Source organism: Kumtagia ephedrae, assembly GCF_003012745.1.
Classification (GTDB): domain Bacteria; phylum Pseudomonadota; class Alphaproteobacteria; order Rhizobiales; family Rhizobiaceae; genus Kumtagia; species Kumtagia ephedrae.
Genome location: NZ_PXYK01000011.1, coordinates 112,676 through 133,182, shown reverse-complemented (window position 1 = coordinate 133,182; position 20,507 = coordinate 112,676). Strand labels below are relative to the sequence as shown.

Sequence of the window (20,507 nt, the reverse complement as noted above, 5' to 3'; positions counted from 1 at the left end):
GCTTCCCGGGCGCCCCCTCCACCACGCTTCGCGTGGTCCCCCTCCCCCGTAAACGCAGGGCTGTCCGGGGAACGGTTTTCGGTTGCAAACCCAGCCTTCGACGACTCGCACTGCTTGCATTTTCGCAATTTGGAAGGTCCTTCGACGCTCCCGCAACGATGCTTGCAGCGGCTGGCAGTCGGAAACAATACGCGCCTCGCCCATCTTGGGTTGCAAACCCGTGTCCGAGGACTCGTCTGCATTGCCCAAAAATTTTCCCCGGACAGCCCTGCCGTAAACGGGGGAGGATCGACGGCGTAGCCGGCCGCAACGGAGGGTCCTCCCCTGCGAAGCGGGGGAGGGGGACCGCCGAAGGCGGTGGAGGGGGCGCTTCGCGTGAGCCTCTCCATCACCCCGCCCTCTGCGAATAGCGGATACGCGGGTTGATGAAGGCGATCAGCAGGTCGACGATAACGTTGACGATCAAAAACATCGCCGAGATGATCAGCACCGTGCCGATGATGGCGTTCAAGTCCTTTCGCAGGATCACCGCCACGCCGTAGCGCGACAGGCCCGGCCAGGCGAACACCGCCTCGACCAGGAAGGCGTTGCCGAGCATCGCCGCGAAATCGAGGCCGATGATGGTCAGCGACGGGATCATAGACGGCCGGAACGCGTATTTTCGGGCGATCCGCCTGCCGGGAAAGCCGTAGGACTGCGCCATCTCGATGTAAGGCTTTTCGTAGGTCTCGACCATGTTGGAGCGGACCAGCCGCGCCGCCTGGCCGATGCCCGACAGCGCCAGCGCAAAGGCCGGCAGCACGATATGCCAGGCAGCATTGCCGAAGGCACGGACATTTCCGGCGATCAGCGTGTCGACCAGCAGGAAGCCGGTGGCCGGCGGGATGGTAAAACTGTCGGAGATGCGTCCGGCGATCGGGAAGAGCGGCAGGAAATAAGCGAACAGCAGCATCAGGATCACCGCCCAGACGAAGGCCGGGGCGGAGACGCCGAGCAGCGTGACCAGGCGGATCAGGTTGTCGATCCAGCTGTCGCGGTAGCGCGCCGAGAGGATGCCGAGCGGCAGGCCGATGAGCACCATCATCAGACCCGAGACGAGCACCAGTTCCAGCGTCGCCGGCAGGAACTGGGCGATATCGGTCATCACCGGCCGGTTGGTGTAAAGCGAGACGCCGAGGTCGCCGCGCGCCAGATCGGACAGGAAGTGGCCGTATTGGACGACGATCGGCTGGTCGAGATGCAGCCGCTCGCGCAGCGCCGCGATCTGCTCGGCCGAGGCGTTCGGCCCGAGCGCGATGCGCGCCGGGTCGCCGGGGATCACCCGGGCGATGGCGAAGATCAGCATGGAGACCCCGATCAGCACGATCAGCGAGGTTCCCAGCCGCTTCGCGAGGAGGCGGACGACAGGCAGCATCATCGGTTCCGTTCGTCGGGCGGTTTGCCGGCGGCAAAGATAGCCACCGGCCAGCAAAATCAGCCTATTCGTTCATTTCCATCAGGCGGAAGGTGAAGGCCATGCCGGTCAAGCCGAACGCCTTGCTCCTGTCGGTGAGCGCCGGAACCGAGACGCGCTTGCTCGCCGCGAACACGGCGTTCTGGTCATAGGCGAAGATCGTCGGTGCGAGTTCCTTCAGCCGCTTGCCGGCCTCCGTATAGGTGGCGGCGCGCTGCTCGTCGCTGGTCTCGGTGCGGCCCCTGTCGAGCAGTTCGTCGACCTTGGCGTCCTTCAGATATTCCGGCGACTGCCAGGTGCCGGCGGCCGAGGAATGATACATGCCGTAGATCAGCGTGTCGGGATCGCCGGTGACGGCGTTGACGAAGACCTGGCTGATGTTCGGCGTGTTCTCCGGCTTGGTGACCTGCTCGGAAAACAGCGCCCACGGGATCTTCCGGACTTCCGACTTGATGCCGAGTTCGGTGAAATTCGCCTGCATCAGCAGCGCGTAACGCTCCTCGAGCGGCACCTCGCCCACCCAGGACAGCTCGAGGGTGAAGTCCTCCGGCTTGTACTTGCACTGGGCAAGGTACTCTTTCGCCTTGTCGAGGTCGCGGGCATAGGCTTCCGAGGCCGGCAGCGCGCCGAGCATGCCGGCCGGCAGCGGGCCGGAGGCCGGGCTGCCCTGCGACACCTCGTCGGTGATCGCCACCATCTTGACGCCGGCGGCGTAGTCGAAGGCATAGGTGAGCGCCAGCCGGCAGTTCAGATCGTCCAGCGGCTTCCTGGTGGTGTTCATCTTGATGTAGAAGCCGGAGCCGCCGGTCTCGACGAGCAGCTGCGCGCCGCCGGCGGCCAGCGCCTTCAGCACCTCCGGCGGCAGCCATTGCGAGGTGATGTCGTGCTCGCCCTGGGCGATCAGCGTGCGCACGGTGGCGGCCTCCAGCCCGTAGCGCAGCCGCACCGTGTCGGGCGCCTTGGCGGGAACGCCGAGGAAATAGTCGGCGTTCCTGGCCATCACCGTCTCTTCCTGCGGATTGTGCGAGACGACCTTGTAGGCGCCGCTGCCGGCGGCGTGGGTCGAGAGATAGCCCTGCCCCCAGTCCTTCATGTCGCCGTCGCCTGCCCCGAGGTTCTCGGAAACGAGCTTCTTGTCGACGATGGGCAGGCGCAGCAGCGCCGACAGGAAGGGCGAATAGGGGCTGGTCAGCGTGAATCTGACGGTGGCCGGATCGACGGCTTCCGCCTTCTCGACATTGGCGAAGAGATAGGAGAGCCCCTGCCCCAGCGCCTTCATGCGGTCGAGCGAGAAGACCACGTCCTCGGCCGTCAGCGGATTGCCGCTCTGGAATTTCACGTCGGAGCGCAGCTTGAAGGTGTAGGTCTTGCCGTCGGTCTCCCAGCTTTCGGCGAGATGCGGCACGACGCCCGGCCCGCCCTGCGCGGCCAGCACCAGCGTGTCGTAGATGTTGAACATCAGGATCGAGTCGGCATAGTCCGTAGCCTTGCCGGGATCGAGTTCGCCGACGGCGACCTCATCGAGGCGCAGCACGGTTTCGGCAGCGGCAGGCGTCACGGCGACGACCGCAAGGCCGGCGAGCGAGGTGGCGGCGACAAGCGTCGCCGCCAATGGCTTGAGCAGGCTTTTCATTGTGTTTTCCCCTTCAGTATTTTCAGCGGCTTTGGTGCACTTTTGCGGCTCGTTGCGCGCGACACGGCCATGCTGGTCTCGGGCCGGCCCGCCGGCGCCCCGTCACCGAAGACGTCCATCGTGCAGGTGTGCAGCACGGTCGTCGACGACGTGGTGTGATTCCACGTCGCATGCGTCCGGGTGGACGGGAAATGGACGGAATCGCCGGTCTCCAGGATCGTCCGCTCGCCGTCGATCTCGATCGTGAGCGCGCCTTCGAGGATGAAGAATATCTCCTCGCCCTCATGCGACATCGGCTCGCTGCGAAAACCCGGCGGCTCGTGGAAGATGACGCTGCGCAGCACGTTGCCCGGAAACGACGCCGAGAGGCGCTCGTAGGTGACGGCGTTGCTGCCGAGCGCGTAGACCGGCCGCTGGTCGTGGCGGGTCACCGGCTTGTCGCCGCGCGGCTGCGCCAGGAAGTCGCCGACGTCGGAGCCCAGCACCCGGCAGACGTTGATCAGCGAGGTCAGCGACGGAATGGTGATGCCGCGCTCGATCTGCGAGATGAACCCGACCGACAGGCCGGCGCCGTCGGCCACGTCCTTGAGGGTGAGGTCGAGAGCCAGCCGGCGATCCCGGAGCCTCTGGCCCAGCGGGATTTCGGCCGAGTTCACGCCGGTCGTGTCGGCAGCCTGGCTCATGCCTTCTCCATTTTAGTAGGACTAAAATTGTAGCAGGACTAAAACGTCGTCAAGTGGAATCTGCGTGATCGAGCGGCAATTCCGTCACATGCCCGCCAGGCAGGCACTTTTGCAGGAAACGCGGGAGCGGCGGCTTCGGCTCGAAGCGCTCGGCAGGACGACCTTTGGTGGGTGGATGACGCGCGATACAGGCGAGGCAATGGTCTCGGCGATCCGCGAACCGCCTCGGCTCGCGGGCCATGGCCTGGCAGCACCCTCGGACTATCAAACCGATGGCGTCAGCCCGCCATCAGTTGTGCCGCCCTTTCCGCGATCATGACGACCGGCGCATGGGTGTTGCCGGACACGATGGTCGGCATCACCGAGGCGTCGGCTATGCGCAAGCCATGAATGCCGCGCACACGCAGCTGCGGGTCGACCACCGCCATGTCGTCCGTCCCCATCCTGGCCGTGCCGACCGGATGGAAGATCGTCGTGGCGATGTCGCCGGCGGCCCGCGCCAGATCCTCGACGGACTGGATATGCGTGCCCGGCTTGAACTCCTCCGGCCCGTATTCCGCCATCCGCCCGGTCGCCATCAGCCGGCGCGCGGCGCGGATGGAATCCGCGGCCACCGCCCTGTCCGCGTCGGTCGAAAGGTAGTTGGGGGCGATGGCCGGATGCACCATCGGATCGTTCGCCACGATGTTCACCGTGCCGCGCGACTCCGGGCGGAGGTTGCAGACCGAGACGGTGATCGCCGGAAACGCGTGCAGCGGCTCGCCGAACTTGTCCAACGACAGCGGCTGGACGTGGAATTCGATGTTCGCCGTCCCGAAACGCGGATCGGACTTCATGAAGATGCCGAGCTGCGACGGTGCCATCGCCATCGGTCCGGAGCGCTTCAGCGCGTAGAGCAGGCCGATCTGCGCCTTGCCGAGCAGCGAGGCCTGCCACTCGTTCAACGTCCGCGCCCCGCGGATGCGGAACGCCGTCCGGATCTGCAAATGGTCCTGCAGGTTGGCGCCGACGCCGGGCATGTCCCTGACAACGTCGATGCCGTGCCTGCGCAGCAGCTCGGCCGGACCGACGCCGGAAAGCTGGAGCAGCTGCGGCGTACCGATCGCGCCGGCGGCGAGCACGATCTCGCCCGAGGCCGCGGCACGGGCCGGGCGGCCGTCGAGGCGGAGGTCGATGCCGGCGGCGCGGCCGGCCTCGAAACGGATGTGCTCTGCCTGCGCACCGGTGACGATGCGCAGGTTCCTGCGGTGCCGGACCGGCGCGATGAAGGCGCGGACCGCGTTGAAGCGGAAGCCGGCCTTCTGGTTCACCTCGAAATAGGACGAGCCCTCATTGTCGCCGGCGTTGAAGTCGTCGATCTTCGGCACACCGAGCTCTTCGGCCGCCTCGCGCACCGCATCAAGGATCGGCCAGGAAAGCCGCTGGCGCTCCACCCGCAATTCGCCGGCCTGGCCGTGATAGGGACCGTCCAGCGCATGATGGTTCTCCGACTTGCGAAACAGCGGCAGCACGTCGTCCCAGCCCCAGCCGACATTTCCGAGCTGGCGCCAGTGATCGTAGTCGGCGGCCTGGCCGCGCATGTAGATCATGCCGTTGATGGAGGAGCAGCCGCCCATCACCCGGCCGCGCGGATAGGCCAGCGAGCGGCCGTTGAGGCCGGGCTCGGCGACGGTCGAATAGCCCCAGTCAGTGCGCGGATTGCCCATGCAGTAGAGGTAGCCGACCGGGATGTGGATCCAGTGGTAATTGTCGGACCCGCCGGCCTCCAGCAGCAGGACGCGCCTGGAGGGATCGGCGCTCAGCCGGTTTGCCAGCACGCAGCCCGCCGATCCGGCGCCGACCACGATATAGTCGTAGCTGCCGAGGTCGATGCGATCATTGGCCCGCTTGCGATCGTTCATGTGTTCCGCTGTCCCGCAGATAGCCGTGCCATTGTGCCGGCATCGCCTCCCCCAGCGAACGATAGAGCCGGTACCGCGCCTCGATGAGATACCTATGCTCCGCCTGGGGCGCATGCACGCGACTCGTCCTTACCATAGTCGAGACGCCCGCTTCGATGGAGCCGAACATGCCGCCCGCGACCCCAGCCCCGATCGCGGCGCCCAGCGCGCCCGTCTCCTGGCATTCTGCGACGGTGACGGGAACGCCGACGATATCGGCGAACATCTGGCACCAGGCCGCACTGCGCGACCCGCCGCCCGAAAGCGCCGCCGTCTCGAAGGCCGCTCCGGCCGCCTTCAGCCGGTCTATGTGGCGGCGATGCTCGAACACCACGCCTTCGTAGAGCGCCGACAGCATCTCGGCCCTGCCATGCCAGCCCGACAGGCCGACGAAGGCGCCGCGCGCATCGGCATGCGTGGCCGAGCCGTACAGGAACGGCAGGAACAGCGGGTTCTCGGCGGCGGGGCGGACCTGCTCGACCAGCCGGTTGCAGTCCTCGAACGCGGACGCGTCGTGCGTCGGCGCGAGTTCGCGCACGAACCATTCGAGATTGACCGCGGAGGTGGCGCTGGACTCCACCGCGACGTAGCGGTCCGCCCTCCAGGTCGAGGCGTGGAAGATGCGCTCGTCGACCAGCGGCGTTTCACGAACCACCTGGTTGATGCCCCAGGTGCCGGCGACGATCGCCGCCTGCCCCGGCGCATGAACGCCCGATCCGATCATCGAGGCGATGATGTCGAAGAATCCGGCGGCGACGGGTGTTCCCGCCGCGAGCCCGGTGGCCTGCGCCGCCTCGCCGGTGACGTGGCCGGCGATCGCCTCCGACTCGACCAGTGCCGGCAGCATCGCCTCCGCATCGGCCAGATCGTAGGCCTCCAGCAGCTTTCGGTCGTATCGCCGTTCGGGCAGCCGCAGCAGTCCGCAGCCGCTCATGTCGGAATAGTCGCTGACGCGGTTGCCGGTCAGCATCAGCGTGATGACGTCCTTGCTGAGCAGCGCCGTCCCGGTCTTCGCATAGAGGTCGGGACGGTTCTGCTTGACCCAGGCGAGCAGGGTCGCTGTCTGCGCCGGCCAAGGCCGCTGCAGGCACATCGGGTAAAGGTGGTCGCCGGTTTCGCCGCCGCGCATCGACGAGGCCAGTGCGGCGGCCCGGTTGTCGATCGACTGGATACCCAGCAGCGGCCGCCGGTCGCGATCGAGGAGATAGAGGCCGTTGCCGTGCCCTGCCGTGCCGACCGCCGCGACGTCCCGCCCCTCGACGCCCGCCTGGCGCAGGCATTCGCGGATGACGGCGGCGGCGTTGCGCCACAGGTCGGCAATGTCGCGCTCGACATGGCCGGGCGCCGGCTGGCTGGACGCACCGTTCGTCGCGGCACGCGCCAGCATGATGCCGTCGCGGTCGAACAGCACCGCCTTCACCACGGTGTTGCCTGCGTCTATGCCGAGGAGATAGCGGCTCACGCGGCGGCCTCGTAGATGCGCCAGGCCTCCGCATCGTCGACGCCGTCGTGGATCATCGCCATCAGCGCCCGGACGACGCGCCCCGGATTGTCGTGCTGGTAGATGTTGCGGCCATAAACCATGCCCTGCGCGCCCTGCTTCATCAGCGCATACGAGTTGGCGAAGACCTGGCGCAGGTCCGCCTTGCCGCCGCCGCGCACCAGCACCGGGCAGCGCGCCGCCTCGACCACCCGGTGGAAGTCGGTGGGGTCGTCGGTCGGATCGGCCTTGACGATGTCGGCACCCATTTCGCGGGCCAGCCGCACCAGCGTGACGATCTTCTCCGCGTCGCCGTCGACCAGATAGCCGCCGCGCTCGCTGTTCGGCTGCATCACCAGCGGCTCGATCATCAGCGGCATGCCGTAGCGCTCGCAGTCCTGGGCGACGCGCGAAATATTCTCGACGCATTGCCGGAACAATCCCGGCTCGTCCGGCAGCATGAACAGGTTGACGACCACGCAGGCCGCGTCCATCCGCAATGCCGGCGCGATCGGATCGTGCGCGTTCTGCAGCACCGCCCACATCTCGCGATGGCGAGTCCTGTTGTAGGGATTGCCCATGTCGATGCGCATCACCAGCGCGGGCTTGGCCTTGCCGGGAAGCTCCTGAAGCAGGCCGGCCTGGCCAAAATTCATCTGGATGGCGTCCGGCCCGGCGTCCGCCAGCAGGCGGAGGATCTTGCCCAGGTCCTCCAGTCCGGCGAGGAAGGATGGTTCGTTGCAGACCCCGTGGTCGATGGCGACGTCAAGACATTTGCCGTTGCCGAACAGGCGGTTCATGCGGACTTTCTTGGACTGGTACATGCTGGTCGCTCCGGATTGTATTGCGGTCGGTCAGCGACTGGGCGTCGAGACCATGACAGGTGGCGAGATGCTCGGCGAGCCGGTCGATCTGCCGGCGGGTTTCGGCGGCTGTCCAACCTAGCACCGGCGCCGCGATCGCTGCGATCTCCTCGATGCCGGCCATCGAAAGCGTGCCGCTGAAGGGCAGCGACATGCGCCGCAGCACGAGATCCTCGAGCGTCACAACGTGCTCGTTGGTCGCCATCCATGCGATCTCGGCGCAGCTGTAGTCCGGCAGGGCGACAAGCGGCGGGCTCGGCAGGACGGGCGCGAGATCGGCTGCGCGGCTGCCGTAGCGGGTTGCCAGCGCATTCACCACGGCCGGCGTCGCCTGCAGCGAAGGCGCCAGCGCTTCCAGCCACTCGGCGCGCGCCGCCTCGCCGGACGGGAAGTCTTTGCCGCCGCCGATCGCCAGCGTCTCGGTCGAACGGTTCCTCGTCCTGCCGAGTCGCGCCAGCACCGCATCCGCCGCTTCGGCGCCGAAGGCACGGAAGGTGGTCCACTTGCCGCCGACCAGGTTGAGCACCGGCACGGTCCCAGGCATCCATTCCACGCTGTGATCGCGCGAAATGCGCGCGGTGACGTCCGCCGCGCTGCGCGGCAGCGGCCGCACGCCGCTGAAGCGGTAGACGATGTCCTTTTCCTCCACATTGATCCGCGGAAATATCTCGCGGATCGACCCAAGGATATAGTCCACCTCCTCCGGTTCGCAGCGGATGGCGTCCGGATCGACCACAGGAATATCGGTCGAGCCGGCCAGCACCATGCCGAAATGGACGAAGGCGATGCATACGCGCCCATCGCGATTGGCGAAATAGATCATGGTGTCGCCCAACGCCCGCGCCAGTTGCGGACTGTCGAGGACGATATGCGACCCCTTGGTGCCGCCGATCAGTGACGGGGCGCCGGCATCGACCAGCCGGTTCGTCAGATCCACCCATGCGCCCGTCGCATTGACGATGACGTCCGGCTCGAGCGCAAATCGCTCGCCGGTGACCGTGTCCGTCAGGACGGCCTTGCCATCCTCAACGCCATCGAAGCGGACATGGTTGATCGCGAGCGCGGAACTGCTGGCCGCTTCCGCATCGATCACCATCTCGACGCCGAGGCGCTCGGGATAGCTTATCGCCGCGTCGTGATAGAGCGCGACGAAGCGGAACGGTGCAGCCAGGTCCGGCCAGCGCCGCCCGGTCTCGCGGCGCCCGAAGAAGCGATGCCGCGGCAGGGGGCTTCTCCGGCCAGCATACCAGTCGTAAAGGGTGAGCCCGATCTTGACGACCAGCGCGCCGCGATTGCCCGGCGGCGGGTTGCCGCCGAGGATGCGACGAGCCGCGGCGAAGAGCCCGGAGAGGCGGTCGGTGATGGGAATGGCCGTGGGCAGCGGCCGCACATAATGCGGCGCGTTGCGCAGCAGCAGGTTACGCTCGTTGAGCGATTCACGGACCAGCGCGAACTCGCCGTTTTCCATATAGCGCAGGCCGCCATGGATCATGCGCGAGGGCGCCGAGCTGGCGCCCGACATGAAGTCGCCCCGCTCCGCCAGGACGACGTCGATGCCCTGCAACGCCAGCTCGCGGAACGTGCTGATGCCATTGATGCCGCCGCCGACCACCAGCACGGCGACGCGCTGCCTGGCACGGAGGGCGTCAAGCCGCTTCTGTCGGGTCTCGCAGGTCATCTGGCGCGGCGGAGGATCACGCGTCGACCGACGCGAGATGCGTCGCGACGGCCCGGTCGATCTCCGTCAGCTCGGACGCGGAGAGCGGCAGGGTTCCGGCGGCCGCGTTCTCCCGCGCCTGCCTCGCATCGCGCGCGCCGCAAAGTGCGTAGGTGATGCCGGGCTGCGCGATCGTCCAGGCGATCACCAGTTGCGCAACGCTGGCGCCGTGCTTTCGCGCGATCGGCTCCACCGCCGCGGCAAAACCGGCCACGCGCGCGCGGTTGGCGACGGAGAAGCGCGGATTGTCCTTGCGCAGGTCGTCGCCCTCGAACACACGTTCCGGACCGATCCGGCCGGTCAGCAGGCCGAGCGCGAGAGAGGAATAGCTGAGCGTCGAGACGTTGTTCGCCCGGCAGATCGGCAGCAGCGTCCGCTCGATTTCGCGGTCGAGCATGCTGTAGCGCTCCTGGATGGCGTCGACCGGCCCGACGGTCAGATAGGCGTTGAGGTCCTCAGGCGTGACGTTGCTGACGCCGATCGCGCGGATCTTGCCGGCCTTCTTCAGGTCGAGCAGGGTTTCCATCGTCTCGGCGACAGGCGTGGTCGGATCCTGCCAGTGGGTGATGTAGAGGTCGATGTAGTCGGTCTGCAGGCGCCGCAGGCTCTCGTCGATCTCATGCAGGATGCCGTCGCGCCCGAGATAGCGGTGCACCTTGCGGCCGAGTTCGTCGAAGAAGTGGTTGCCCTTGCCGTGGTGCCAGTTGAGGCCGCATTTGGTGGCGATCAGCACCTCGCCGCGCCGGCCCTTGACGGCCTGCCCGACGATCTCCTCGGCGCGGCCGAGCCCATAGGCCGGCGCGGTGTCGATCAGCGTGGCGCCGCCGTCCAGCGAAGCACTGATCGCCTCGAGCGAGCGGGCATCGTCCTGGCCGCCCCACATCCAGCCGCCCATGGCCCAGGTGCCGAGGCCGATCGGGCCGGCCGCCACGTCGGAGCTGCCTATTTTTCTTGCCGAAACACTCATCGGTCTACTCTCTCAATTCCGCCAGAACACCGGTTCCGGTGCTCTCGTCCGTTGCCAGCACGTCGAGGTATCTGCCGCGCAGCACGCCGGCCATCGGCGCGACCTTGCGGGCGCCCGCGGCGATGCCGATCGTCAGCGGTATGGCGCGGATCTCGTCCGGGGTGAGCGCGACGACCCGCTCGTTCAGGGGATAGTCGCACAGCGACCCGTCGCGCCCGATGAGATGGGCGACCAGCTCGCCCACCGCGCCGCTCCGGTCGAGCGGCGGAAGCTCTCCGGAACCGTTCGACTGGAGGCTGTAGTAGGTCGACCGGTCGGACAGCACCGAGCCGACGCCGACCAGCGCGATCCGTGCCTTGCGCGCCTTGGCAAGCACGTCCTCAACCGACTGCAGCGACATCAGCACGTCGCGCTCGGATGGCGATGCCGCGAAGATCGGCGCATGGATCTGATAGGCCCTGCCCTTGAGCTTGGCGGCGAGCTGCGCGGCGACATGGTTGACGTCGATGAAGTGCTTGCCCTGGACGCCGCCGGTCGCCGGCACCACCGTCACGTCGTAGGCGCGACTCGGCGCCATCGCCTTGACGACCGCGCTCACGCCCAGCCCGCCGGAGACGCAGATGGTGTCGCCATCCTTGAGATTGGCCAGCATGAACTCGGCAACTGAGCGGCCGGCGATCTGGAGGTTGACTTCGTCGTTGTCGGAAGAGGTCGGCACGACGATGGCCTCGCGCAGGCCGGCGGCGTCGCACAGCCCCTTCTCGATCTCGAACAGCGACTGGTGCGGCGACCGGATGGTGATCTGCACGTAGCCGCGCTCGTGGCCTTCCTTGACCAGCCGGTTGACGGTCGGGTGCGACAGGCCGGTGCGCTTGGCGACCTCGGCCTGCGAAAGCCCTTCGGCATAGTGCATGACCAGCACACGGTGCAGCCTGCGCAGCCGCTCGTGATCGCCAGTCTCTGGGGATACGGCCATTGGAAAGGTCCTCAGGAGGTCTTGCGGCCCGTTGCCTGCCGGTGCTTGTGGAGCAGGTGGTCGAAGGCCACCGCGGCGAACAGGATAAGGCCGCGGATAGTGTCCTGCCAGTAGGGCGACACGTCGAGCAGGATCAGCGAGCTCGACACCACCGAGAGCAACGCCATGCCCAGGATCGCCCCAAGGATCGTGCCCGACCCGCCATTGAGGCTGGCACCGCCGATCACCGCCGCGGCGATGATGTTGAGTTCCATGCCCATGCCGAAGGTCGGCGTCGCCGCGCCGAAGCGCGACATGTAGATGACCCCCGCGAGGCCGGCCAGCGTCGAGCACAGCACGATGCAGAAGAACTTCACCCGGTCGGTGCGGATGCCCGAATAGGCCGCCGCCCGCTCGTTCGAGCCGGTGTAGAAGACGCGCCGGAACAAGGTCGCCCGGCGCAGCAGAATATCGAAGACGAGCACGACAGCGAGGAAGATCAGGATGACGACGGGCACGCCGTGGATCGAGCCCTGGCCGATGAACTTGAAGCTCGGCGGCAGCGCGAACAGCGACAGCGGCGTGCCGCCGGTGATCGCCAGGCAGAGCCCGCGGACGATGACCATGAAGGCCAGCGACACGATGAAGGAATGCAGCCCGATGCGGGTGACGGCGAGCGCCATCAGCACGCCGATGCCCGACGAGGCCAGGATGGCGATGAGGCTCGCCGTCCATGGATCGAAGCCGGCCAGGAACAGATAGCCGCCGATCACCATGGCGAAGCAGACGACCGACCCGACCGACAGGTCGATGGCGCCGACGATCAGAAGCACGGTCATGCCGACGACGACGATGCCCTCGATGGAAAAGGACAGCAGCATCGCCCGGAAATTGGTCCAGGTGAGGAAGTAGGGCGAGGCGAAGCTCATCGCCACGCACAGCACCAGGATGATGATGAGGAGGCCGACTTCGCGCATATTGCCGAGGCCGCGCAGCCAGCCGCCGCGCCGTCCCTCGCCTTCGCCGCTTCCTGCCGCAAGCTCACCCATGACCGACATGCCTTCCTCCCGGCGCTGTTCCCAGTCCCGACGCGAGACGGATCAGATTGTCCTCCGTCATGCCGTCGCCGCTGACCTCGCCGGCGATCCGGCCTTCGTGGATGACGATCGCGCGGTCGCATAAGCCGATCAGTTCCGGCAGCTCGGACGAGATGACGATGATGCCCGTCCCGTTGTTGGCGAGATCGCGCAGGATGCGGTGGATCTCGACCTTGGCGCCGACGTCGACACCGCGCGTCGGCTCGTCGAGGATGATCACCTTCGGCCCAATCGACAGCATCTTGGCGATCGCCACCTTCTGCTGGTTGCCGCCGGACAGCGTCGAGACGGCGGCGGCCAGCGAACCGCGCCTGAGCCTCAGCGAATCCGCCAGACGCGCCGCCTGCGCCTCCTCGGCCGAGCGGTCGACGAAGCCGTAGGGCGTCGACACCCGGTCGAGGTCAAGGGCCGAGACATTGGCGGCGATCGGCATGTCGAGGAACACGCCGGAGCCCTTGCGATCCTCCGACAGGTAGACGATGCCGTTGGCGATGCTCTGCGCATAGCTTGCCGGCGTCACGTCGCGGCCATCGAGCCTCACCCGGCCGGCGGCGCGCGGCGCCAGCCCGCAGATGCCGAGCGCGATCTCGGTGCGGCCCGCGCCCATGAGCCCGGCGACGCCCAATATCTCCCCCCGCCTCAGCGCGAAGCCGACGTCGCGGAAGCGGGCGCCATCATCCAGTCCTTCCACTTCGAGCAGCACCGGCGCATCGGCCGCTTGCGGGTTCTTTTGCGGATAGAGGTTGCCCAGTTCCCTGCCGACCATCTTGCGCACGACCGTGTCGGGCGTCATGGCGGCTATGTCGTCGGTGGAGACATGACGGCCGTCGCGCAGCACGGTGACGCGATCGCAATTGTCGAAGATCTCGGCCATGCGGTGGCTGATGTAGATGATCGAGATGCCGCGTTCCTTGAGCCGCGCCATGATGGCAAAGAGCTTGCGCGACTCGTGCTCGGTCAGCGCCGCCGTCGGCTCGTCGAGGATCAGGATCGAGCAGTCCAGCGTCAGCGCCTTGGCGATCTCGACGACCTGCTGCTCCGAGATCGTCAGGTCGCCCACCAGCCTGTCCGGCTCGATGCCGCCCAAGCTCTTCAGCACGCCGCGCGCCTTCTCGCGCAGTTGGCGGTAGTTCATGAAGAAGGCGCGGCGCTGGTTGGTCGCCGCCATAAAAATATTCTCGGCCACCGAGACGTCGCCGCACAGCGCGATCTCCTGGTGCACGAAGCCGATGCCGAGCGCCTGCGCCCGCTCCGGCGAGGTGATGGCGACCCCCTCGCCGCGGATGCGTATCTCGCCGCTGTCGGGGCTGACGATGCCGTCGACGACGTTCATCAGCGTCGACTTGCCGGCGCCGTTCTCGCCGGCCAGCGCATGTATCTCGCCCTTGCGCAGGTTGAAGTCGACGTCCTTCAGCGCCTGGATCGCGCCATAGGCCTTGCTCACACCCCGCACTTCGAGCGCCAGCGGCTCCGACATGACCCTCGCCTTTTTGTTCGATGATGATGGTGCGGGCACGCCGGTCCTCATCCCGAGGTGCCGACCCGCAACAGGCTGCAAAGAATAACGAAACCTTGGGTGGACGAGCCTCGAAGGAGGCCCGCCCACGCGCTTCGACAGGCTATTCCTCGATGCCCTTGGTGCCGCGACGCTTCAGATAGGCATCCCAGTAGAAATCGTCGGCGTTGTCCTTTGTGACCACGGCAAAACCGTTGTCGACGAAGGGAACGCTCATCGGATTATAGGCCGCCCGCTTCCAGTCGTTCATCGGGTCGATGAGATCCGGATGCTTGGCCATGAACAGCAGCATGAAGCCCATATAGCCCTGGATGCCCTGGTTCGGATTGACCGCGCCGAACACCTCGCCGGCCTTGATCATGTCGAGGATCTTGCCGTTAACGTCGGCATTCATGATCTTGATGGTGCCACCGAGCTCCTTGGCCGCCTGCGCCGCGCCGAGCGCCGAGTTCGCCTCCGGCATGAACAGGGCGCCGAGGTTCGGGTTGGCCTGCGCCATTGACAGTACCGCCTGATAGGCCTTGTTGGCGTCCTGGTTGGTGGCGGCGCGGCCGGCCAGCTTGATGTCGGGGTACTTTTCCGTCATCCGGGCGACGAAGGCGGCCACGCGCTTGTCGTGGTTGTCCTGGCCCGGATTCTCGAGGATGCCGTATTCGCCCTTGCCGCCCAGCGCCTCGGCGATGACGTCCGCTGCATAGGCGCCCTCGCGATCGTTGTCGGACGTCACGTAGGAAGTGCGCTTGCTGTTCGGCGAGTCCGCCGCGAAGGTCACCACCGCCACGCCGGAATCGACCGCGCGGTTGATCGGCTCGATGAACGGATCGGAGTTCATCGGATGCACCAGGATACCCGCCGGCTGCTTGGCCAGCGCCTGGTCGAAGCTGGCGATCTGCTTGTTGACGTCATATTCCGGCGTGCCGGTGTAGGCCGTCTTGCAGCCCATCGCCTGCGCGGCCTGCTTGAACGCCTCGTAGACGGGGAACCAGTATTCCACGCCTGAGACCATCACGTTCATCACATAGGTCTCGCCTTCCTCGCACTGGAACTTGCTTTCGGCCTGGGCCGTCGTCGCCAGCAGCGACGTGCCGATCGCCAACGTCATCGCCCATTTCTTCATGCGCATGTCCACCTCCCGGTTCGCGCCGCCCTGTTTCTCCGCGGCCGCTGATCAAGTTTGAAATAAATTTCACTCTATGACATCTATTTCATGCACTGCATATTGAACCCGCAGAGGCCTGTCAATGGCGGGCGAAGTTTTTGACGGACGTACGGTGTGGCGCGGCTGTTGGCCGTCGTCCGTGCGGTGTCGTGGTCCGCACAGCCGGCTGGGACAGGAGTTGGGCGCAAGTAGGCAGCGTTCGCTGAGCCGGGGCGCTGACGATGCCGAGTTCGAGCCGCGTTCACCGGCGGCCGGTAGACCGGTTACAGGAAGTCACGCCCGATTCTGGAGATCCCGACGGACTGCGCCAATGCTCACAGTGGCGAGGCAAGCGGATTTCCTCGGCCACATCACCTCCCGCAGACTCCGGATGCAGGTTCGTAAACTTTGGGGCCTTGCCCTTGGTCGATGGGGCGGACGGCCGTTGGCAACGGAGGCGGTTCCGCTTCAGGGCCGGATAAGCAAGCAACTCAAAGGGGCGGGCTGGAAGGCATCCGCCGCGCTCCGCCGAAGGCGTCGGGTCGACCGCGCGTTCAGCGCGCCCCTTGCCTGCTCGACCGAGCTGGCAGGCGGCGGATGGCACCCGTTGACCAGGCTAGACCGCTCCAAGCATTCGCCTCCTCACAAGGCCATAGCCCGCGCCGGCCGTTGGAGATCAGCGGACGCACGCCGGCGCCGATCGTCCTGTCGACGATCGGTTCAGCTTTTGGGTTCGATGCAGCCGTCCAGTCCGAACGGCGTCACCGGAATGCCTTCATTCCGGTGAGAGCGTTCGCCGGCCTTCCCGACAACGTCCTAGCCCGCCGCCGTATAGGCGGTCTTGACCGTGGTAAAGAATTCGGCGGCGTACCGTCCCTGCTCGCGCGGGCCGAAGCTCGAGCCCTTGCGGCCGCCGAACGGCACGTGGAAGTCGACGCCGGCGGTTGGCACGTTGACCATCACCATGCCTGCTTCCGCGTTGCGCTTGAAATGCGTGGCGTATTTGAGGGAGGTGGTGACGATGCCTGCCGACAGGCCGAAATCGGTATCGTTGGCGGTGGCCAGCGCCTCCTCATAATCCTTGACCCGGATGACCGAGGCCACCGGTCCGAAAATCTCCTCGCGGCTGATGCGCATCTGGTTGGTGGCGTCGACGAACAGAGCGGGCTGGAGATAAAAACCTTCGGTGTCGCGCTTCAGCCGGTCACCGCCGGTCACGAGCCGCGCACCTTCCGACTTGCCGATCTCGATGTAGTCGACGTCCTGCTTCAGTTGCCCGGCGTCGACCACCGGCCCGATCTCGGTGTTCTTGTCGAGCGCATCACCGACCCGCAGCGCTCGCGTGCGCTCGGCCAGCGCGGTGACGAAGCGGTCGTGGATGCCCTCCGTGACGATGACGCGCGAGGAGGCGGTGCAGCGCTGGCCGGTCGAGAAGAATGCCGACTGCGCCACCGTCTCGACCGCGACGGCGAGATCGGCGTCATCGAGCACGATCGTCGGGTTCTTGCCGCCCATCTCCAGCTGGAACTTGCGGCCGTGCTCGATCGAGGCGAGCGCCACGCGCTTGCCTGTGCCGACCGAACCGGTGAAGGTGACGGCGTTGACGTCCTTGCTGTCGAGCAGCGCCTGGCCGACGACCGAACCCTTGCCCATCACCAGGTTGAGCACGCCTTTCGGCAGCCCCGCCCGGTCGAGGATGTCGACGATCGCCCAGGCCGATCCCGGCACCAGGTCGGCCGGCTTGACGACCACCGTGTTGCCGTAGGCCAGCGCCGGTGCGATCTTCCAGGCAGGGATGGCGATCGGAAAATTCCATGGCGTGATGATGCCGATCACGCCGACGGGCTCGCGCGTGACCTCGACGCCGACGCCGGGGCGAACGCTGGGCAGCACCTCACCGGACAGCCGCAGCACCTCGCCGGCGAAGAAGTCGAAGATCTGGCCGGCACGGGTGACTTCGCCGATCGCCTCCGGAAGGGTCTTGCCCTCCTCGCGGCTCAGCAGCTCGCCCAGTTCCTGCTTGCGCGCGAGAATCTCGTCGGCAGCCTTGCGCAGCACCGCGTGCCGCTCGAGGATGCCGGAGCGCGACCATCGCGGAAACGCCGCCTTGGCCGCCGCGATCGCCTGATTCGCCTCCTCGACGGTGGCGCGTGCGTAAAGGCCGACCACGTCCGCGGTGTTCGACGGGTTGATGTTCTCCACGCCGTCGCCACCGATCCATTCGCCGTTCACATAGTTCTTGTGAAGCTTCTCTGCTGATTGTGCGGACACGGGCGCCTCCAGTCGAATTCCAACATTGGTTTGTCGTAACGATCCGGGATCGCGACGACGGGCAGGTGTTAACACAAGATGCCGCGCGTGTGTGACTCGATCATAGGAAACCGGCCGCCCGGCAGTCGGGCATCCGTCAGAACGTCGCCGAATCGTCCGGCCACAGCAGCAGCGGTGCCCTGGCCGCGTCGGCCACCGGGCGCAGCCCGTGCCAGGCCCGGTCGGCATAGACCAGCGCGTCGTCGCTCGCGGCCGGCTGCGGCACGGTCGAAGCCAGGACGAGTTCGGCGCTCACCAGCAGCGCGCCCGGCGCGGCCAGCCGCCCGCGGATCGCGGCGCGGAACCACGTCTCCACCTGCGGATAATAGGGCTCGCCGGTGGCGAGCCGGCTCCAGTCCACGCCGGGGCCGAAGCGGCCGGAGCCGCTGGTGGCGCAGAGCCGCGCCAGCTGCATGTTCGTGCGTCGCACGAAATGTACGACCACGGTCTCGCAGCGCGCCAGCACCCGCGCGCTGGAGGAGGCCTCCGACAGCGAGAAGGCGACCGTCGGCGGCTCGACGCCGACGGAGATCAGCGAACTGATCGTCAGCGCCGCCGGTCCGTCGCCGGCATCGCCGGTGATGATGGCGACACCGGCCGGATGGTGGCGGAAGGCGGCGAGAAAGGCTTTCGCCACCGATGCCGCCTCATCCGCCGCGTCGCCTCCGCGGCCCGCCGCGGGGGCGGGCCTCGTCGGTCCAGCCATCACTTCTTCTCGATCAGGTCGTAGAACTGCCATTTGCGATCGCTCCAGATGCCGCCGATCTCACGACCCGCGGCGGTCACGATGTTCGCGTTGATGGTGAAGTGGTTGGCCGCCGTCAGCATCTCGCGATAGATGCGCTGCATTACGCCTCTGCGCAGGGAAGCGCCACCGGCCGCGCGGTAGACGAACTGGCAAGCGTCGACACCGGCCTCGTGCACTTCCGACTTGGCGAGGTGGACGAGGCTGATCTGCCGCGTCGACACGCGATCGCCTGCCTCGATCGATTTCTCGACGTCGCGCCACACCTCGAACAGGAAGGCGCGCGCCGCCCTCACGCGCCCCTCGTTGCGGCCGAAATCGTACCAGAATTTCTCGCTTTCGCCGAGCAGGCCGGCGCGCCCGGTCTTGGCGCGGGCGAATTTGGCGACATCGTCGAGGATGCGGCGCGACGCGCCGATCGCCCAGCCGGAATGGCCGATTGCCGCAAGCCCCACGACGCCGAGGCTGAAAAACTCCTTCAGCCGCTGCGGCTCCGCCGTCAGGATGGGGAACACCATGTCTTCGGCGATGAAGACGTCCTTGGCTCCGTAGTCGATGCTGCCCGTGGCATTGAGACCTAGCACGTCCCAGTTGCCCAAAAGGTCGAACTGTTCGACCGGGGCGTGGGCGCAGAGCACGATCACGTCGCCGTTCTCGTCCTTGGCCGGATGCCCGTCACCGTCGTCGAGAAGGGCGGCGGTATGGGTGAAGGTGGCGTGATGGATGCCGCTGGCATAGGACCACTTGCCGTTCAGAAGATAGCCGCCGTCGACCTTCTTCAGCATGCCGGTCGGCGTGCCCTGCCCGGAGAAGCGGTTCTCCGTGTCCGGCCCGTAGAGCCGGCCGATGGCGCTGTCGGGCAGGAAGGCCGCCGACATCGCGCCGATGCAGGCATGCACCATCGACACCCAGCCGGCGCCGCCGCTGTGGTAGGTGATGGCCTCGATCAGTTCGAGCCCCTGCGTCGGCGAGAGCTGCGCGCCGCCGATCTTTTCCTCGGCGAAGATGTGCGACATGCGCAGCGGCTTCAGCGCGGCGAAGGTGGCATCGTTCAGCCGGCCGAGCCGGTCGTTCTCCTCGGCGTTCTCCTCCAGCACCGGGCCGATCTTGCGCACATGCTCCAGCAGGGCCGCGAAGTCGGTCTTCGTGCCCCAGTATCCCTGCCCGTGCCGCACTGAAATATTCATCGTCTTCTCCTCCTTGAAAATGGTTCCTGGAACTCAGCAGCGCCTAGGCTGCAAGAAAGTCGCCGATGGCGGTGACGGTGGCGGGCGCTTCCTGCATGGCGAAGTGGCCGACACCCCGAATGATCAGCAGGCGCGCATTGGGGATGCGCTCCACCCAGAGCGGCGCCTGCGAGGCCGGCAGCATGCGGTCCTCCTCGCCCCAGACGACCAGCGTCTCGTTGGGGATGCGGGACAGCCAGCGGCCGAGATTGGGGTGGCCCATGCCGTGGACCTTGAGGATCGATTGCAGGGCCTCGCCTTCCTTGCCGCGGGCGGCGAGGAATTCCTCCAGCGGCGGGCAGTGCGAGCCGCCCGGGAAATAGCGCAGCGCCACGTCCACGTTATGCGCGAGGTAGCCGGGCAGTGCTTCCGGACCGATGGTGGCCAGGTCGGCGCCGGGGTGATCCGGATGGTTCAGGCCGGCCGGCGCGTTGAGCACCAGCCTTCCGAACCGCTCACCGGCGACGGCCGCCATCTCGGCCGCCATCCAGCCGCCCATCGAATGTCCGACCAGATGCGGGCGGTCGATGCCGAGGGCCGCGACCAGCCGGAGATTGTGGACGATCAGGTCCTGCATGCCGTTGAGATGCGGCGCCGGATCGCTCTCGCCGAATCCCGGATGGAATGGCAGGTAGACTCGGAAACGCTCCGCCAGCTCGCGCGCCCAGTCATAGCCCTCCAGGGTGGCCGCGCCGTGCAGCGCCAGCACCGCAGGCCCCTTGCCGCTCGCCTTCACGACCGTGCGAACGCCGTCGATGTCCAGGGTAATCGTCTCGAAATCCAT

General features: G+C 66.8%; 16 protein-coding genes. All 16 read right to left on the bottom strand.

Annotated elements, in window-relative coordinates:
* Positions 1–388: 388 nt before the first annotated feature.
* On the bottom strand, positions 389–1,414 hold the full coding sequence (locus C7I84_RS13240) for an ABC transporter permease (protein WP_106772715.1): 1,026 nt from the start codon (positions 1,412–1,414) through the stop codon (positions 389–391).
* A gap of 64 nt (positions 1,415–1,478) precedes the next feature.
* The gene (locus C7I84_RS13235) at positions 1,479–3,086 is read right to left on the bottom strand and encodes an ABC transporter substrate-binding protein (protein ID WP_106772666.1); all 1,608 of its coding nucleotides are present in this window, start codon (positions 3,084–3,086) and stop codon (positions 1,479–1,481) included.
* Entirely contained in the window at positions 3,083–3,769 is a 687-nt protein-coding gene (locus C7I84_RS13230) for a helix-turn-helix domain-containing protein (RefSeq protein ID WP_106772665.1), read from the bottom strand. The genes C7I84_RS13235 and C7I84_RS13230 overlap by 4 nt, the downstream gene beginning before the upstream one ends.
* Before the next feature lie 278 nt (positions 3,770–4,047).
* Positions 4,048–5,670, bottom strand: coding sequence for a GMC family oxidoreductase (locus tag C7I84_RS13225; protein ID WP_106772664.1), 1,623 nt, complete (start codon positions 5,668–5,670; stop codon positions 4,048–4,050).
* The gene (locus tag C7I84_RS13220; protein ID WP_106772663.1) at positions 5,645–7,171 is read right to left on the bottom strand and encodes an FGGY-family carbohydrate kinase; all 1,527 of its coding nucleotides are present in this window, start codon (positions 7,169–7,171) and stop codon (positions 5,645–5,647) included. The genes C7I84_RS13225 and C7I84_RS13220 overlap by 26 nt, the downstream gene beginning before the upstream one ends.
* Positions 7,168–8,013: a class I fructose-bisphosphate aldolase gene (locus tag C7I84_RS30345; RefSeq protein ID WP_106772714.1), complete on the bottom strand. Its 846-nt coding sequence runs from the start codon at positions 8,011–8,013 to the stop codon at positions 7,168–7,170. Before C7I84_RS30345 ends, C7I84_RS13220 begins: the two co-directional genes overlap by 4 nt.
* Positions 7,955–9,730 (bottom strand): glycerol-3-phosphate dehydrogenase/oxidase, encoded by a 1,776-nt coding sequence (locus C7I84_RS13210; RefSeq protein WP_106772662.1) that lies wholly within the window; start codon positions 9,728–9,730, stop codon positions 7,955–7,957. The genes C7I84_RS30345 and C7I84_RS13210 overlap by 59 nt, the downstream gene beginning before the upstream one ends.
* A gap of 16 nt (positions 9,731–9,746) precedes the next feature.
* On the bottom strand, positions 9,747–10,736 hold the full coding sequence (locus tag C7I84_RS13205) for an aldo/keto reductase (protein WP_106772661.1): 990 nt from the start codon (positions 10,734–10,736) through the stop codon (positions 9,747–9,749).
* A 4-nt stretch (positions 10,737–10,740) separates the two neighbouring features.
* A complete protein-coding gene (locus tag C7I84_RS13200; protein ID WP_106772660.1) occupies positions 10,741–11,712 on the bottom strand; it encodes a sugar-binding transcriptional regulator in 972 nt (323 codons plus the stop codon).
* Positions 11,713–11,723: 11 nt separating this feature from the next.
* Positions 11,724–12,740: an ABC transporter permease gene (locus C7I84_RS13195; protein WP_106772713.1), complete on the bottom strand. Its 1,017-nt coding sequence runs from the start codon at positions 12,738–12,740 to the stop codon at positions 11,724–11,726.
* A complete protein-coding gene (locus C7I84_RS13190; RefSeq protein ID WP_106772659.1) occupies positions 12,733–14,265 on the bottom strand; it encodes a sugar ABC transporter ATP-binding protein in 1,533 nt (510 codons plus the stop codon). The genes C7I84_RS13195 and C7I84_RS13190 overlap by 8 nt, the downstream gene beginning before the upstream one ends.
* A 142-nt stretch (positions 14,266–14,407) precedes the next feature.
* Positions 14,408–15,421 carry a substrate-binding domain-containing protein gene (locus C7I84_RS13185; protein ID WP_106772712.1) on the bottom strand — a complete coding sequence of 338 codons (1,014 nt, stop codon included), beginning with the start codon at positions 15,419–15,421 and terminating at the stop codon, positions 14,408–14,410.
* 837 nt (positions 15,422–16,258) lie between these two features.
* Positions 16,259–17,713: an aldehyde dehydrogenase family protein gene (locus tag C7I84_RS13180; RefSeq protein ID WP_106772658.1), complete on the bottom strand. Its 1,455-nt coding sequence runs from the start codon at positions 17,711–17,713 to the stop codon at positions 16,259–16,261.
* A gap of 136 nt (positions 17,714–17,849) precedes the next feature.
* Positions 17,850–18,389 carry a flavin reductase family protein gene (locus tag C7I84_RS13175; protein ID WP_245428425.1) on the bottom strand — a complete coding sequence of 180 codons (540 nt, stop codon included), beginning with the start codon at positions 18,387–18,389 and terminating at the stop codon, positions 17,850–17,852.
* Positions 18,390–18,457: 68 nt separating this feature from the next.
* Positions 18,458–19,684, bottom strand: coding sequence for an acyl-CoA dehydrogenase family protein (locus tag C7I84_RS13170; protein WP_106772656.1), 1,227 nt, complete (start codon positions 19,682–19,684; stop codon positions 18,458–18,460).
* 43 nt (positions 19,685–19,727) lie between these two features.
* Positions 19,728–20,507, bottom strand: a complete 780-nt coding sequence (locus tag C7I84_RS13165) for an alpha/beta fold hydrolase (RefSeq protein ID WP_106772655.1) — start codon at positions 20,505–20,507, stop codon at positions 19,728–19,730.